We start from the raw sequence: 16204 nt of genomic DNA on the forward strand, positions 1-16204 counted from the left end.
TGGGCTTTTTCTTTAAATAATTATTTAAGGCAATTCTGCATAACGCATATAACGCTGAATCATGCGCTTGCGTGCATTTAAGGCAGAGGAGTTGCGATGATCCTGAAAATATTTTGGATTGGTCAGAATGGCCGCCAGAAAGATCGCTTGATCCTGAGTCAGGCTTTGCGCAGTTTTGCCAAAATAATGTTTGGCTGCGGCTTCTACGCCATAGATATTGTCACCAAATTCAATCGAGTTTAAATAGACTTCCAGAATCCGCTGTTTCGACCACATGCGTTCCATCATCCAGGTGGCCACCGCTTCCTGGCCTTTACGTACAAATGAACGCTTATTAACCAGAAATAGGTTTTTCGCCAATTGCTGGGAAATGGTAGACCCCCCAGCCACCACCCGGCCCTGATCCCGGTTTTTATTCAGCGCAGTTTGAATGCCGTCCCAGTCAAAACCATGGTGATGAATGAATTTTCCATCTTCTGCAGTGACAATGGCACGTTTCAGATTCAGGCTGATCTCATCATAGGGACGCCATTGATGTTGAATGGCTTTGGAAGGTTCCGTCCAGTAATCAATCCGCATCATCATGGTGGTATTGACCGGATTGGTTCGCCACCAGGCCAGACTGGCAAAGATCCACAATTGAATCAGTAAAATCACACTGACGATGACTAATATCGTGCGGATCAGAAAGGCTTTCATGTCAGTGCGTTACTCCTGAAAATTTGATTTTTCGTGTTAAGCTTATTCGAAATATACAATCACAGCAAAAAAAATAGCATGTCTAAATACGCTCCCCCTGTCGTACACCGCAAACTTGAAATGCAGCTCTGGTGGATCACGGCCATTTTAATCGCGATTAATGTCGGATTATTTGGCTGGCAGGCCATCAATGGTATGGATATCAGCCAGCCGAGTACCCGAGATGCGATTCTCTGGGGTGCCGATTATGCACCTTTAACCTATTTAGCGGAACCCATGCGTTTGTTTAGCAGCATGTTTTTCCATTTTGGCCTGATTCACCTGATGTTGAATATGTGGGCCTTGTATATTTTTGGTAGTGTTGCCGAACAACTGTTTGGCCGGATGTATTTTATTGGCTTATACCTGTGTGCCGGCTTAATGGGCAGTTTGCTCAGTGGCTATATGAACATTCAGGACAGCTATGATCTGATTGCAGGGGGTGTGGCCAACCCAAGTTTATTGCCGGCGGTCAGTGCCGGTGCATCCGGTGCGGTGATGGGACTCGGCGCTTCACTGACGGTATTGGCCCTGTTGCCGATGCTGCCCCAGCAACGTTTTATTCTGGATAAAAAGACCTTGGTGATGGTGATGGGTCTGAACCTGGCCATGGGCTTTATGATCAGCGGAATCAACAATGCAGCACATATTGGCGGCATGTTGATGGGCGCTTTTTTAACCTTGCTGTGGTACGCCGGACAAAAAATGCAGCATAGCCGCATGATCAATCTGATCGCTTTAGTGATTGGTTTCGGCCTCTGTGTGCTGCTTTATCAACATAACTTGGCCTTGATCGAAGCAATTCGCCCACTGTGGCAAGATATTCTCGACCTGATGCGACAACAATTGCAGCTTTAAATCATTACCGCTTTAAATGCCAGCGAATTTAAAAAGCCATGGAGATGAATCTTACTGATTCATCTCACGCAAGCTTTGTAAGGGCGGAATGTCCGACAGATAGCTCAGACGATAACGGCCAATCAGCGCACATAACACAGTCATGAAAATCGGCAGGATAATCCAGATTTCCCAGTGTGGCTGAATCATTAAATCCATACGATAACTGGCGATTGCGCTAATCACTTCGGCAAACAGACAGGAAACCACTCCGGCAAACAGTCCGATAAAACCAATTTCCAGACTCATCATGGTTTTCAGTTTTTGTTTGGAGCTGCCAAATGACCGTAGCAAGGCCACTTCACGTTTGCGTTCATCCATGAGCAGGTTCAGACAAGCCATCAGTACCAGAAAACCGGAGATACTAACCAACACGGCCAGAATCGTCACGATCTGCACCAGTACATTCACAATACGCTTGATCTCTTCCAGAATCAGGCTGACATCAATAAACACCGTATTGGAAAATTGCTGGATCACAGACACCAGTTTGTCCTTATCTTGTTCCGGCACATAGAAACTGCCCAGATAACTTCCGGCATTGGCATCCATGCTATTCGGGGCAAAAATAAAGAAGAAATTCGGACTAAAACTTTCCCACTCGACCGTTCTTAAATTGATAACCTTCGCTTCCAGCACACCTTCGGGCAAACTGAAACTGAGCTTGTCGCCAATCTTGATGCCTAATTCTTCAGCAGTATTGGCTTCGACCGATACCGTGCCGACCTGTTGCAAAGCTGCGTCACCACGAATAATCACATTATCCTGTGGATAGCTGTCGGACTGGGTCAGGTTCAGCTCACGTTTTAAAGTATTATTGCTTTTGACTAATTCTGGAGCAAAAGGCTGATCATTTTTGGCCACCAGACGCCCACGAACGTTCGGATAAAGCGGTGTACTTTTCCAGCCATTTTGCTCAATTTGAGCTTTTAGATCTGGCATGTCAAACGGCGGCAAACCATACACAAACTGATTTGGTGTACCTTGCGGCAACTGTTGCTGCCAACGCTCTAATAGATCTGTGCGCAATACGGCTAATACTGTAATCAGACTGAGACCCAAGGCCAAAGCGGTAATCTGTAAGGCTGTTTGAGATGGTGTTCGTACATAGGCTGACAGATTCAATTTCTGATTGCGCAGCAGTTTTAAGATCAACCATACCGTCAGATACAACACTGCACATAACACAATAATCGCGCCAATCACCCAGGCAGTCAGGAGCAGATTTTCGGTTAAAATCACGCTAAAAATAATCAGGCTCAGCGTTCCGGTCAGCAGCATCCACAGCATGGATTGCACTGATTTTTCCTGCTGGCGGATTACTCGAATTGGTGGCGTGTTCAACAGTTGCAATAGGCTCGGCATGACAAAGCCCAACAGCACCACCGCACTGGTCAGCATCGCGACTGGTAATGGCCCGAGCAGCATCGCCATAGCAGAGAATTCAATTTCTAAGTTGGGAATCAGTTGCAGCATTAACTGTAATAACCCATAACCCAGACCAATGCCGACCACCGTACCAATCGACATGGCAATCAGCAGTACTGTACCGAGCAAGGCCAGATAAGCCGATAAAATCTGCTGTTTGGTCGCACCGATACAACGCATCAAGGCAATATGATCTTGATTCTGCTGGACATAACGCTGCGCAGTGAGAGCAATCGCGATACCACATAATAGAATGGTCAGAATATTGGCCAGTTGCAGGAAGGTATCCAGGTTGGCAATCGGCTTCATTAAGCGGGTATTGCCCTCACTGGCATTGCGTAACCGGAGACTGCTTTGCTCTTCAAATTCCTGTCCCTGCACTTCTGCTGGCGTTTCAGCCGAGCCGTTTTCGGATTTGAGCTGCTGCTTAAATAAAGCTTCATATTCTTGCGTACTGTCTGGAGAACCCGCCATGAGCAAGCGATATTCAATCCGGCTACCCACCTGAATCGCATTGGTTCGCGCCACATCCGCCTGGGAGATAATCACCGTTGGCGAAAAGCCAGAAAATCCGAGCTCCTGATTAGAATCCTGTTCAATCTTGGCTGTGACTTTAAACGCCGCATCGGCAATATTCAGCTGATCGCCCAGTTTGACTTTGAGCAGGTCCATAGCCCGTGGACTGAGCCAGATTTCACCCGATTGAATCTTCGTTTTTGCAGGCTGCAGCTGCAGCTCGCCACGCAAGGGAAAAGCCTGATCAATGGCTTTGACATTGACCATGACAAACTGTTCATCGGTATAGGCCATGGTGCTAAAGAAAGTGACTTCTGACTGCTGTAAATCCAGCTGTTTGGCCTGATCACGCCATTCTTTTGGTAGAGGCTCATTGTCCGAAAGTACCAGATCACCGGCCAGCATTTCTGCGGCCTGCAAGGCCACTGCATTTTGAATCTGTTCATTGCTAAACTTGAGTGCTGTTGTTGCACTGATCGCCAGCGTTAAGGCAATAATTAACAGATAAATTCCGGTACTTTTAAAACTTTGTGTGAGTAGAGGACGAAATAAAGGGTTCATCTCATCCTCCACTCGGATGTTCAATCAGCTGGCCATTCAGCAGTTCAAAATGTCGCTGGCATTGCTGTGCCAGTTTGCGGTCATGCGTCACCAGCACCAAGGTCGTACCCAGTTCCCGATTCAACTGAAACAAAAGCTGTTCAATTTCCTTGGCAGTTTCACCGTCGAGATTGCCTGTGGGTTCATCGGCAAAAATAATTTTCGGTTCACTGACCAATGCCCGGGCAATCGCGACACGCTGCTGCTCCCCGCCAGACAGGACTTTCGGGGTTTGTTGTGCCTGCCGATCCAGACCAACTTTATGCAGTAGCGCCAAGGCTTTTTGTTCAGCTTCTGCATATTTGAAACTGGGCTGTAAACGCAGTGGCAGCATGACATTTTCAAGGGCAGTCAGATGTGGCAAGAGCTGAAAAGACTGAAACACAAACCCGATATTTTTCAGGCGCACCAACGCACGTTGTTCTTCATTCAAGGTAGAAACCGACTCGCCACTGACGATGAGCTGGCCTGAACTGGCCTGATCCAGCGTTGCCAGAATGCCTAGCAATGTGGATTTCCCCGAGCCGGAACGACCGGTAATTGCCACCTGCTCGCCTGCCATAATCTCCAGATCAAGATCCTCAAAAATAGTCAGCTGTTTTTGTGAAAGTTGTATCTTTTGTGTCAATTTCTGGGCAGAAATAATCGCCTGTGGCATGATGTTCGAATCGTTGCTACTTTGAATCATACGTGTCCTATATGAAAGATCTTAATCAGAAAACTCGGGTATTGTCTTACTTGTTTTTGCTCAGTCTGTGCCTGTTACCGCTCGGGGTATCAGCAAAGACGATTATGATTTTAGGTGATAGTTTAAGTGCTGGTTACGGTATTCAGCCACAACAAGGCTGGGTACATTTATTACAAAAACGTTTAGAGCAACAGTATCCGAAACAGCATAAAGTGGTCAATGCAAGTGTCAGTGGAGAAACCACCAGTGGAGCGCTGGCCAGACTGCCGAAACTGTTGCAGACGCATCGTCCAGACCTTGTGGTCATTGAGTTGGGGGGTAATGACGGCTTACGCGGACAGCCGCCACAAATGATTCAAAAAAATTTAGCCAGCCTGATTCAGCAAAGCCAGAAAGCCAAGGCCAAAGTCGTGGTATTTGGTATGAAGATGCCGCCTAATTATGGACAGGCCTATAGCAAGGCCTTTGAAAATAATTATAAGGTAGTGAGCCAGCAATATAAGGTGAAATTGTTACCGTTCTTTATGCAGGGTGTGGCCGGCAATAAAACCCTGATGCAAAAGGATCTGATTCATCCAAATGCCAAAGCACAAACCATCCTGCTAAATAATGCCTATCCATACATTAAAGGCGCTTTATAAAGCGCCTTTAAATTATTTTAGATTGTATTTAAATAAATTTTGCCTAAAAATCAAAGAACAATACTTCACCTGTTTCCAGTGAATATTCAGCACCGACCACTTTGAGTTGTCCTTGCCCAATCAGGTTTTCTAATACTGCTGAACCATGACGTAGTTGGTTAACCGATGCAAATACGTTAGAACGCACGGCATGCTTGGACAATTTTGCCAAGTCATTTTTCAGTTCAGTTTGCATTAAGGTTTCAACAGAAGGACGTACTCGATTTACAATCGACATCAGGTTTGCCGACGGCGGGCAATCTGGGCACATTAAGGTATCAATGGTGGCCTGGATCGCGCCACAATGACTATGACCTAAGACTACAACAATAGCGCAGTCATAGCGTTCCGCCGCAAATTCAACACTCCCGACCTGTGATGGTGCGACAATATTGCCTGCAACACGAATCACAAAAAGATCACCGAGACCCTGATCAAAAACCATTTCAGCCGGGACACGCGAATCTGAACAGCCCAGTACAATTGCAAATGGGTTCTGATCCTCTGCCATTTCTGCGCGCTGTTGGTGGCTCAGTTGTTTTGGATGCGAGGTATCACCGCTGACAAAACGTTGGTTCCCTTGTTTAAGACGTTCTAAAGCTTCTTGAGCTGTGAGCATTCTTTTCTATCACCGATGTTTTAGTTGCAATATTTTACTGCCAGTTTTTTTGAATGTCACTTGCAAAAAATCTTAGCTGCTTAAATTTTTAACATTTATGTAATTTCATTTCAGCAGGGGTTTTATGTGCAGCACATCACATTTTAAAATCATTCAATGCTGTTCAGCAAAAAACTAATGGGTGACAAGCGCCAGGATTGATTTAAAATAGAATGAAGAATAATGTTTTTATTTGACTGAAATAGCAAATTTACAACATGGAAGTATTTGAGCAATTTGCTCGCTGTGTATTTTTTGGGGAATGTGCCAATGAAGAAAATAATAAAGTTGCGCTCGAAAATAATCTGCTCGACCTTAGTCGCGTTTACGATGGCATTGCCGAGCTTTGCACATAGTCAATATATGTTTAGCCAGCCGAATGAAAAGCCTGCCAAAATATTACAACAACATCTGCTGCAGGAACGAACACAGGCTGGACTTCAATCCAAGACACTTAAAATCGGTGATGTGACCTGGAGCTACAGTGAAGGTGGTGCAAAGAACAAGCCTTCAATTCTGCTGATTCATGGTCTGGCAGGAACGCGAGATAACTGGAATCGGGTCGCACAGTTTCTGACTCCACATTATCATGTGATTATTCCTGACTTGCCGAGCAACGGCGATACCAAGGTTCCGGAGAATTTCGATGTTTCTGTGCCCAATGTGACTTTTCAGATGCGTTTATTCATTGAAACCTTAAATGTAGACGAGAATTTACATATTGCCGGACATTCCCTGGGGGGATCGATTGCCACGGTCTATGCCTCACAATATCCCTTCGATACGCAAAGCCTGTTTTTAATCAATAGTGCCGGCCTGTATAAAATGGGCAATACGCCCTATACCAAAGACCCGCAAGCCCTAAAAGACCTGATCGTCAGCAAGCCCGGTGATCTGCAAGATGTCTCCAGACAGCTGATGCAGAACCCGCCGGTGATTCCTTATCAGCTCCAGTATGCACAGGAAAAACTGCTGATTTCACGTTCTGAGCAGACCAGTAAATCGATTGATCAGGTCGTGATGCTGAACCGGATTTACACACCGGAAACCTTTGCCCGCCTGACCCGCACAGTTGAAGCACCGACCTTGATTTTATGGGGCAGACAGGACCGGATCATCAATGTCGAAGTGGTTAAAGAACTGCATGCCCTGTTGAAACGTGCCGAAACGCCAGTGATTCTGAACAATGTCGGGCATATACCGATTCTGGAAGCAGAAAAACAGGTGGCACAACATTATTTGCCTTTTCTGGCCAAGACCCAGACCCTAAAAAACCCGCTTGCTGATAAACTCATTCCTTTAAATTAAGTTTCAGAGCCGTTATGCAGAAACACCCGATGATTGAGCAGTTGATCGATGCTCAACTTGATTTTCTCGATCAGGCATTTTCTCAATCTGAAACGATTCAAACTGAGTTTCATGCGTTTTATATGTGGTTACGTAAACAGAACCTGAAAGATCTATGGAGCTGTGATCTGATTCATCAGCTTTTACAAAAACAGATTCTGGATACTGCTGCCAGCAGCTTTCTGATTGAACAGATTGCTGAGCATATCCGTTTTGCACTGGTGCATCCGGCCAATGATACGACCCAAATTGCCGATGTGATTCCAGTCCTGACCGTGGATAAAATCGCACAATATGTTGCCAGTAAAAGTGGCCATCGTCAGCGTCTGATTAAGACCGTCGTGAATAATCCGGCATTTTCGGCCATGATCACGCAACTGATCCAGCATTCCATTCAGGATTATCTGGATAATTCTGTCATCGCTAAAAGCGTGCCCGGGGTTTCCCGTTTTATGAAAATGGGCAAGTCGGTACTGGAAAATGTCACCGATACGGATCTGGACAGTACTATTGCGCGTTATCTGCAAAAGAATATTTTAAAACTGAGCCAGATGAGTGAACATGTGCTGAACCAGCACTTTGATGATGAAAAACTTTATCATTTTCAGGCCAATCTCTGGCATAAAATTAAAGATATGCCGGTATCGGTATTGAAAAATTATATTGAGCTTCAGGATTTAAATCAGACAGTCGGTTTAGGACATGAGATCTGGGATCATTTGCGTCAGACGGATTATCTAAAACAGCAAGTTCATGATGGAGTTCATACCTGGTATGTACGCAATCAGGAACATACTTTTGACAGCTTACTGCGTGATCTGAATATTGATGAAGCCTTAATCCAGCATGAGTTACAGCAATTGTTGAGCCCGATCATTCAACAGATGGTTTCACAAGGTCATTTACGTGAACGTACACGCAGATATCTGGAACAGTTTTATTATTCAGAAGATACTTTGAAGATTCTTAAAGTATAAAGTTTAAAAGCCGCTCGAGAGCGGCTTTTAAACTGTTTAGAAATTATAAGTCAGTCCGACAAAGACTTCCTGACGATCCAGATAATAATCATTTGAAGCATTTACTAATTTTTTATCAAATAAATTATTGAGACCACCTCGAACAGTCACTTGATCGTTCACTTCATAATTCGCAGATAAGTTAAATACCGTATGTGGTTTTTGCATCACTACCGTATCTTCAATACTTGCCGTATATTGTTCACCGGTATATTGCGCTGCAAGTTCCAATGAAAGTGGATCAGTGGGAGTCCAGTTGAGTGCACTATAAACGGATAACTCGGGAATCGTTGAAAGATTTCTGCCAGTCACTAAGTTTTTTGATTCAAAATAATAGGTTGCATTGGTCTTCCAGCTTAAATTCTCTAAAAGTGGTAATGCCACACTTGCTTCCAAGCCCCGTACACGCGCTTTTTCAGCATTTTGATATTGTGTCCACCACACCCCATTAATTTCTCCTAAAGCACGATATTCAATTTTATTTTTAAAATCTGTGTGGAAATAAGTTAAACCGAGATCAAAATCATTTTGAGCAAAATTAAATCCAAGTTCATAGTTGGTACTTTCTTCAGGCTGCAGGTCTGCATTACCCGCCATATAACATCCGCCCGATACATAGCCTAAAGGTTTCAAGGATGTACATCCATTCCCCCCTGAACGCGTCGCTGCACCTGCAGTATTCTCTTTGAGTGAAGGAGCTCTAAAGCCCTGAGCAACACCACCTTTAATGGTCAATGCATCATTTGGTTGCACCACCAAATAAGCACGTGGACTATTATGTGTGCCAAATTTATCGTGATGATCAAAACGATTACCAAGGGTCAAATTGACTTGATCATTAAAAACAATTTTATCTTCAACGAACAATGCCCAGGTATCTCCTTCTAGCTCTGAACCATATTCTTTGCCGTCATAACTTGGAATAGCCAGCCCAATATTACGGGTATTAACCAGTTCTTCTGATTTCCATTGACCTCCCACTGTTGCAACATGCTCCACACCTAATTTAAACGGAATATTGAGATTAGCTTCTACAATGCTTTCCTTGGATTTTTGTGTGGTCGGCCCAGTCTCTGTCACCTGACTTTGATCATAATCATTGTAGTAAGCCGTAATTTTTGAATCACCGAAACCCCATTGAGCATCATGTGATAGAGACACTGAACGATGTTCTAACTCAGATGGACCCCATGCTAATAAAGCCTGTTCTTTACCATCCACCACCTGAGGCGTGGTCGAGGCATTATTCTCTTGCAAGCCATAACCCAGCTCTAAAGATAAGCTATGAATATCGTTCGGCGTATAATCGAACTTTAAGTTCGCATTCTGATCACGACTACCCGATTGTCCGGTTGCTTTACTTCCTGCCATTCCGGGAAGATTACGGTCAGAGGTTTGATAGCCTTGATCCGCTTCCTGTTCAGTGATCCCGACTGTGGCACGCATACCTAGTGTATCGGTTAAAGGGCCATATCCCACGAGTCCTGATTGAATGGTTCGCCCTAAATCCGAAGATGTCGTTGGCATGGTATGGTTTAAGGTCAATGAGCCACCCCATTCTGAAGGGATTTTTTTGGTAATGATGTTGATCACTCCACCCATCGCATCAGAGCCATATAAAGAAGACATGGGTCCACGTACAACCTCAATACGTTCAATCATTTCTGGTCTCACCCAGTTTAGATCTTGATGTCCTAGGTTTGCACGATAATTGGTATCTCGAGAAGAGCCCACACGTTTACCATCAATTAAGATCAGCGTGTAATTGTCAGGCATCCCGCGTAATTGTATTTTTGAACCTGCCCCATTTGAACTTAGGCCCCCTGTTACGCCGGGCACGCGTTTCAAGATATCGGCCAGACTTGAAACAGGCTGTTTCTGTATGTCTTCTGCCGTAATGACACTAATTGAAGCTGGCGCAGATTTAACATCAACTGCCTGTCCACTCGCAGTCACCACAATCGTTTGTAATTTGGTCGCATCAGCCTGTACGATTCCCTCTTTTTCTTCAGTAACTTGGTCTTGCGCTTGGACTGAAACAGTCATTGCTGTAAATACTGCGAAAGCTAAAGTTGTTTTTAAGAAGGGCTTATTCATACCTTGCACGTCCTAAGAGTTATGAAGAGATCATGTTTATTCGGTTGCGAAGTGTAACAGGGATTTCCACAAATGCAATTACTATTGATAATTATTATCATTAACATTTATTAAACTTAAAGCCAGATATAAAAAAACCTCGAAAGTTCGAGGTTTTTTAGAATGCGATAAATGAACTGTTCTATAGAACAGCTTATTTCATATACGCACCTTCAGATTGGCTATGATCCGTTTCATCAACGACATGCATCAATTCAGGAATATGCTGCTTTAGCGTGGTTTCTACCCCTTGTTTCAAGGTGATATCAATCGCTGAACAACCCTGGCAACCACCGCCAAATTTAAGCACCGCTGTTAAGCCATGCTCTGGGTCTTCTTTGACTTCAACCAGTGCACAGTTACCGCCATGCCCTGCCAGACCCGGGTTAATTTCAGACTGCAATACATAGGTAATACGCTCTTCTACCGATGCATCTGGCCCCACACGTGGCACTTTAGAGTTCGGTGCACGGAAGGTCAGCTGACCACCAAAACGGTCTTTGTTGTAGTCAATCACGGCATCAAGTAAATACGGAATAGATGGCGAGTCGATAAAAGCAGGGAACTCAGGGTATTCCTGCTTATAATCTGTCGGTACAACTTCATCAGGTGCACTATAGGCCATGCAACATTCAGCGCGAGGAGTACCCGGATGTTCTACAAAAACACGCACACCAATACCCGGGGTGTTCTGTTTATCCAGTAAATCCTTTAAATACTCTTGTGCTGTTGGTGTAATCAATAAGTTGGGAATTTCACCAACAACTGGAGTGCTGCTGTTCTCAGTCGACATAACAATAATTTCCTCAAGCTCAGACGGCTATTTTAACTGAAGATCGGGGGGAATTTTTAAAAATCAACTAAAATTGTCGGATTTATTATAAAAGTACAACTTTAGTGCAATTTTAATGGCATGATAATTGGCAAATAGGCACCATTAGAATTACTTTATATGCTTGATTTACCTTTTAATCACACCGTTACCATTATTCTGATCACCTGTATTGTGTCCTTTATTGCCTTCTCTAAAGAGACGGTGATGAATCGCCTGATTTTCTGGCCACCGGCACTGCAACGTGGACAATATGACCGCTTTATTAGCCATGGTTTTATTCACGCCGATGGAACTCACCTGCTATTCAATATGATTACCCTGTTCTTTTTTGGCAGTGTGATCGAGAGCTTTTATCGTCAGTATTTATATGATCTGGGTTTTATTCTGTTCTATCTGGGCGGTCTGATTGCAGCTATTATTCCAAGTTATCTGACCCATAAAAATAATCCGCGCTGGGCCAGCCTTGGTGCATCAGGTGCAGTTTCTGCGGTGCTGTTTGCCTATATTCTGTTTGAGCCGTGGAAGCTGATTTTTGTGTTCTTTATACCGGTTCCTGCAATTATTTTTGCCGTGCTCTATGTGGCTTATAGCATCTGGTCAGGCAAAAAAGGCAATAGCAACATTAATCATAGCGCGCATTTGTGGGGAGCAGCCTACGGCGTGATCATGACCATTATTCTGGAGCCACGCCTGATTCCGCATTTCCTGAATAAACTGATGCAGGTTCCGTTTTAATCAGGGTTATTGAAGGCTAGAGAAATAAGGCTACATATAAGATAAGTCTGATATTTATTTGAAACATCTCGTAATATATTAAAAAGTCATGATGTCACTTATTGCCAATCTTGGAGTGAATTTTGCAGCGATAATGTATACATCTGTATATTAATTACTGTCATTTACGAGATATTTTGCATGTCCACTACACCAGACGGTCTTCAATTTCCGCTTCAGTCCAATCAACAAAAACCAAGTAGCTCAAAAACAGGACGCGCGATCATCGCAGCAGCTTTGGCCAATGTGAATCAGCACAGTGCTGCACAGGCACAATCAGAAAAAAACTGGCGCAAACAATATACCGTGCATTTTAAGCAACTGGTCGAGCAAGGGCTAAGCTCGCCTGAAGCCAGCCTGAAAATTGCTGAAGATGGTCTGGCACAGGCGCATCAGACCTTTGAATTTTACCGTGATGGCCAGAAGCATTTACTGAAAGATGCCCTTACCTTGCCCGCCGATCAACTACATAGCTTTAAATTGACGGGAAGCAGTCAGGCTGCACCAGAATGGTATGTGCCCTACCACGGCCAGAAGCTGCAAGGCTATGCCTTATTGGAGCAGATTGAACGTTGGGAAAACCAAGGTATTATGGAAAGCAGCCATGCCAATGCCCTGCGTGAATGTGTGGCGCGCCCAGAATGGTTTGATTTGTCAGATCGAACCATGGTGCTGTTTGGTGCTGCATCTGAAGCTGGCCCTTTGACCTGGCTGGCAAAATGGAAAGCCAATATTGTGGCGATTGACCTGCCCAGTACCCGGGTCTGGGGCAAGATTGTCGATACCATCAGCCAAGGCAATGCCACGCTGTATGCACCCTGTACTGAAGCACTTGCAGAAGATACGCCTGACGATGTTCTAAAAGAAAAACTCGGTGCCAATCTTTTGACTCAGATTCCCGAGATTGCTAAATGGCTATTACAGTTTGAGCCGGATCTGGATCTGGCCGCAATTGCCTATCTGGATGGCGAGAAGCATGTCCGTGTTTCGATGGCGATGGATGCCATCATGAAATATGTCAGCGAACAAAAAGCCAATACCAGCCTGATGTATATGTGCACCCCGACCGATGTCTATGCCGTTCCAAGTAAAGTGGTTGAAGCATCAAAAGTGAAATATGCGGAGCGCTCCAAAGCACAGACACTCTTTTCCAAAGGTGTATCGACTGTAAGCCGCAAACACTTTTTTCAGAAAAATGCGCATGAGCTGATTCAATCTGGTGACCAGTCTTATGGGATTTGTGACTGTCTGGTGGTAGAACAAGGTCCAAACTATGCACTGGCCAAACGCATTCAACAATGGCGTGCTACTTTAGCTCGCGCTCAGGGTCAACGTGTCAGCATCAATATCGCTCCATCTACAACCACGTATTCAGTCACCAAGAATCCGCTATTAAAAGCCGCGTTCAACGGTGCCAGTCTGTTTGATGTCGAAGCTTTTGCACCTGAAACCACAAATGCACTGATGGCAGCCCTGTGGATTCATGATCTGCGTAATGCTACCTCTGTGGCCAATCCTGAAGTGAAGCTGAATCATCCACTGGAATTGATGATGCAGGGTGCGAATCATGGTGGTTTGTGGCGAGTGGCTTATCTGGCGCGAACTGCATTACCTTTTGCTGCCCTGTATGGTTTTGCGACAGAGAAGTTACCCAAGGGATTATTGAGTAAGCTTAAGAAGTAATTGATTTCCTTGACTCTACCCTTCTCCTAGAGTCAATATTATTTTTATTCAAAATTCTCCCCCTCTCCCCAACCCTCTCCAAGGGAGAGGATTTTAAAAAACTTCATAAAAAAACGCTGCAAAAGCAGCGTTTTTTACTTATCTAATAATATTAGAAAACTTTAAGTAACAACCAGTACAAAGTACCTGATAAACAAATTGTGGCGGGTAAAGTGAAAACCCAGGCAGACAGAATGGTTTTCACCATCTGGAAGTTCAGACCTGACTTATTCGCCACCATGGTACCTGCAACCGCAGAGTTCAATACATGAGTGGTCGATACCGGCATCCCGAAACCATCCGCAGCCGCAATGGTCGACATCGCCACCAGTTCAGCAGACATCCCCTGACCATAGGTCATATGCTGCTTACCAATACGCTCACCGACTGTCACCACAATACGCTTCCAGCCAACCATAGTACCCAGACCCAGCGCCAGAGCAACGGCCACTTTCACCCAGGTCGGGATGTATTGCAAGAATGAATCCAGACTGTCACGGTATTGATCTACCGTTTTGTCCTGTTCAGCCGTCATTGCAGGTAAAGCTTCTGCTTTGTCCAAACGCTTGAAAGCCGTGGTACTTAGGTACATGTCATTCCGGAATTCTGAAACCTGTGCTTCAGGCACTTCCCTAATGCTGCTATAGCTACCGACTTTTTCACCTAAATGATCTGTGAGGCTCGCCAATGCAGGCACCACTTCAGGGGTGATTTCTTTGGTTTGGATATAAGTCGTGATGATCTGACGCGCTTTTTCATCTTCAATATCCGCATGGTCTGGATAAATCGCATTGGCCGTTTGCGCAGACAATTGACCAAAAGTCTGGATATGCTGTTGATCTAAGTTTTTGTTGAGTGAGTACGCCATTGGTACACAGCCAATTAAAATCAACATGATCAGCCCCATGCCTTTTTGACCATCATTTGAACCGTGCGCAAAGCTGACACCGGTACAGGTAAAGATCAAAATGGCACGAATTAAAGGGGGTGGCGGTTTATTACCTTCAGGTGGCTGGAACAGCTCCACCTGTTTCTTGAAGATTTTTTTCACCAGCAAGAACAGCACAGCGGCAAATGCAAAACCGATTAAAGGCGAAAATAACAGCGCCTTACCGACTTTCATCACCTGCTCCATGTCTATACCCGATGCACCGCTACTCGCGTGCAGAATGTAGTTCATGATACCCACACCCAGAATCGAACCGATCAGGGTATGTGAGCTGGATGCAGGAATACCAAGAAACCATGTTCCCAGGTTCCAGACAATCGCAGCGATCAGCATGGCAAACACCATGGCAAAACCTGCTCCGGAGCCGACATTCATGATCAGCTCAACAGGTAACAGTGCAATAATACCGTAAGCCACCGCACCACTGGCCACCATAACCCCAAGGAAGTTACAGAAACCGGCCCACATTACAGCGACAGGCGCAGAAAGTGCATTGGTATAAATGACCGTGGCAACCGCATTGGCAGTATCGTGGAAGCCATTGACGAATTCAAAGCCCAGCGCAATAAACAATGCCGTCGCCAGGAGAATAATTGAATACAAACCCAGTGCAGGAACATGCGCTAAATCGGCAGACAATTGAAAACCGATATAAATAAGAGTAGAGATAATGACAGTTAGAAAAACTGGCATAAAGAATTTTGGTGTCGGCACGTGAACATTGGTCGACTTGTGCGAAGCCGACTCGTGTGCTGAATCTATGGGGGTTTGATTAGGATTCATGCAAGCAGGAATAGAGGATTCAAGAATTCCCCTATTGTTCAGTTAAATTGTGACAATTATATGACAAACTGCTGTCATATGAAGCAATAATTTAGATTTTCTTGCTGCTGTTCGTCCTGTTTAATCCCGAGTAAAACACTGCTGTTTGATTCAATAAATCATCAACTTAAGATAAAATTCCAGCTTTTCAGAACTCAAAAACGTGTCCTGTTTTTGCGCTTAAAGCTTTGAATCTCCCTCTACGCTTAAGATGACCATAATTTCTATGTACAGAGCATAGTCAATAAATATGACAATTTCATGAATAAAAGCATCAGCTTAATTTTTCAAATATATTTTTGCCAGTTTTAGCCAGATCCCATTTTAAAGCTGGATACTGCATAGACCGGATAACAAAAACCTGTCTTGTTCTAACTGACTTATCAAATTTTCATATC

The 16204-nt window shown here is 44.5% G+C and carries 13 protein-coding genes; 6 read left to right on the forward strand and 7 right to left on the reverse strand.

The window, feature by feature from the left end:
• Window positions 1–24 precede the first annotated feature (24 nt).
• The gene (mtgA, locus tag KT990_RS04965; RefSeq protein WP_005096252.1) at window positions 25–699 is read right to left on the reverse strand and encodes a monofunctional biosynthetic peptidoglycan transglycosylase; all 675 of its coding nucleotides are present in this window, start codon (window positions 697–699) and stop codon (window positions 25–27) included.
• Between the two features lie 78 nt (window positions 700–777).
• Between mtgA and KT990_RS04970 the strand changes: the two genes are divergently transcribed.
• Window positions 778–1596, forward strand: a complete 819-nt coding sequence (locus KT990_RS04970) for a rhomboid family intramembrane serine protease (RefSeq protein WP_159138416.1) — start codon at window positions 778–780, stop codon at window positions 1594–1596.
• A 51-nt stretch (window positions 1597–1647) separates the two neighbouring features.
• On the opposite strand, the gene KT990_RS04975 is transcribed toward KT990_RS04970, so the two are convergent.
• Entirely contained in the window at window positions 1648–4140 is a 2493-nt protein-coding gene (locus tag KT990_RS04975; RefSeq protein WP_218209250.1) for an ABC transporter permease, read from the reverse strand.
• A gap of 1 nt (window position 4141) precedes the next feature.
• Window positions 4142–4867, reverse strand: coding sequence for an ABC transporter ATP-binding protein (locus KT990_RS04980; RefSeq protein ID WP_005096248.1), 726 nt, complete (start codon window positions 4865–4867; stop codon window positions 4142–4144).
• An 11-nt stretch (window positions 4868–4878) separates the two neighbouring features.
• Here KT990_RS04980 and KT990_RS04985 point away from each other — a divergent pair, with 11 nt between their 5' ends.
• Window positions 4879–5508 (forward strand): arylesterase, encoded by a 630-nt coding sequence (locus tag KT990_RS04985; RefSeq protein WP_005096245.1) that lies wholly within the window; start codon window positions 4879–4881, stop codon window positions 5506–5508.
• Window positions 5509–5551: 43 nt separating this feature from the next.
• On the opposite strand, the gene KT990_RS04990 is transcribed toward KT990_RS04985, so the two are convergent.
• Window positions 5552–6166 carry a carbonic anhydrase gene (locus tag KT990_RS04990; protein ID WP_005096244.1) on the reverse strand — a complete coding sequence of 205 codons (615 nt, stop codon included), beginning with the start codon at window positions 6164–6166 and terminating at the stop codon, window positions 5552–5554.
• 309 nt (window positions 6167–6475) lie between these two features.
• On the opposite strand from KT990_RS04990, the gene KT990_RS04995 reads away from it, so the two are divergent.
• Window positions 6476–7513: an alpha/beta fold hydrolase gene (locus KT990_RS04995; protein ID WP_180072010.1), complete on the forward strand. Its 1038-nt coding sequence runs from the start codon at window positions 6476–6478 to the stop codon at window positions 7511–7513.
• A 14-nt stretch (window positions 7514–7527) separates the two neighbouring features.
• Window positions 7528–8529 (forward strand): hypothetical protein, encoded by a 1002-nt coding sequence (locus KT990_RS05000; protein ID WP_218209251.1) that lies wholly within the window; start codon window positions 7528–7530, stop codon window positions 8527–8529.
• A gap of 36 nt (window positions 8530–8565) precedes the next feature.
• Here the strand turns inward: KT990_RS05000 and KT990_RS05005 are convergent, their stop codons facing one another.
• Together KT990_RS05005 and nfuA are read right to left on the reverse strand one after the other, a co-directional pair.
• Window positions 8566–10665, reverse strand: a complete 2100-nt coding sequence (locus KT990_RS05005; protein ID WP_180085146.1) for a TonB-dependent receptor domain-containing protein — start codon at window positions 10663–10665, stop codon at window positions 8566–8568.
• Between the two features lie 193 nt (window positions 10666–10858).
• Window positions 10859–11497, reverse strand: coding sequence for a Fe-S biogenesis protein NfuA (gene nfuA / locus KT990_RS05010; RefSeq protein WP_005096238.1), 639 nt, complete (start codon window positions 11495–11497; stop codon window positions 10859–10861).
• Window positions 11498–11656: 159 nt separating this feature from the next.
• Here nfuA and KT990_RS05015 point away from each other — a divergent pair, with 159 nt between their 5' ends.
• Together KT990_RS05015 and KT990_RS05020 are read left to right on the forward strand one after the other, a co-directional pair.
• The gene (locus KT990_RS05015) at window positions 11657–12274 is read left to right on the forward strand and encodes a rhomboid family intramembrane serine protease (protein WP_005096237.1); all 618 of its coding nucleotides are present in this window, start codon (window positions 11657–11659) and stop codon (window positions 12272–12274) included.
• 180 nt (window positions 12275–12454) lie between these two features.
• On the forward strand, window positions 12455–13996 hold the full coding sequence (locus KT990_RS05020) for a hypothetical protein (protein ID WP_180072008.1): 1542 nt from the start codon (window positions 12455–12457) through the stop codon (window positions 13994–13996).
• Between the two features lie 151 nt (window positions 13997–14147).
• On the opposite strand, the gene KT990_RS05025 is transcribed toward KT990_RS05020, so the two are convergent.
• On the reverse strand, window positions 14148–15767 hold the full coding sequence (locus KT990_RS05025; RefSeq protein ID WP_005096235.1) for an inorganic phosphate transporter: 1620 nt from the start codon (window positions 15765–15767) through the stop codon (window positions 14148–14150).
• Between the last annotated feature and the right edge of the window lie 437 nt (window positions 15768–16204).

The organism is Acinetobacter sp. F9 (genome assembly GCF_019195275.1).
GTDB lineage: Bacteria > Pseudomonadota > Gammaproteobacteria > Pseudomonadales > Moraxellaceae > Acinetobacter > Acinetobacter pseudolwoffii.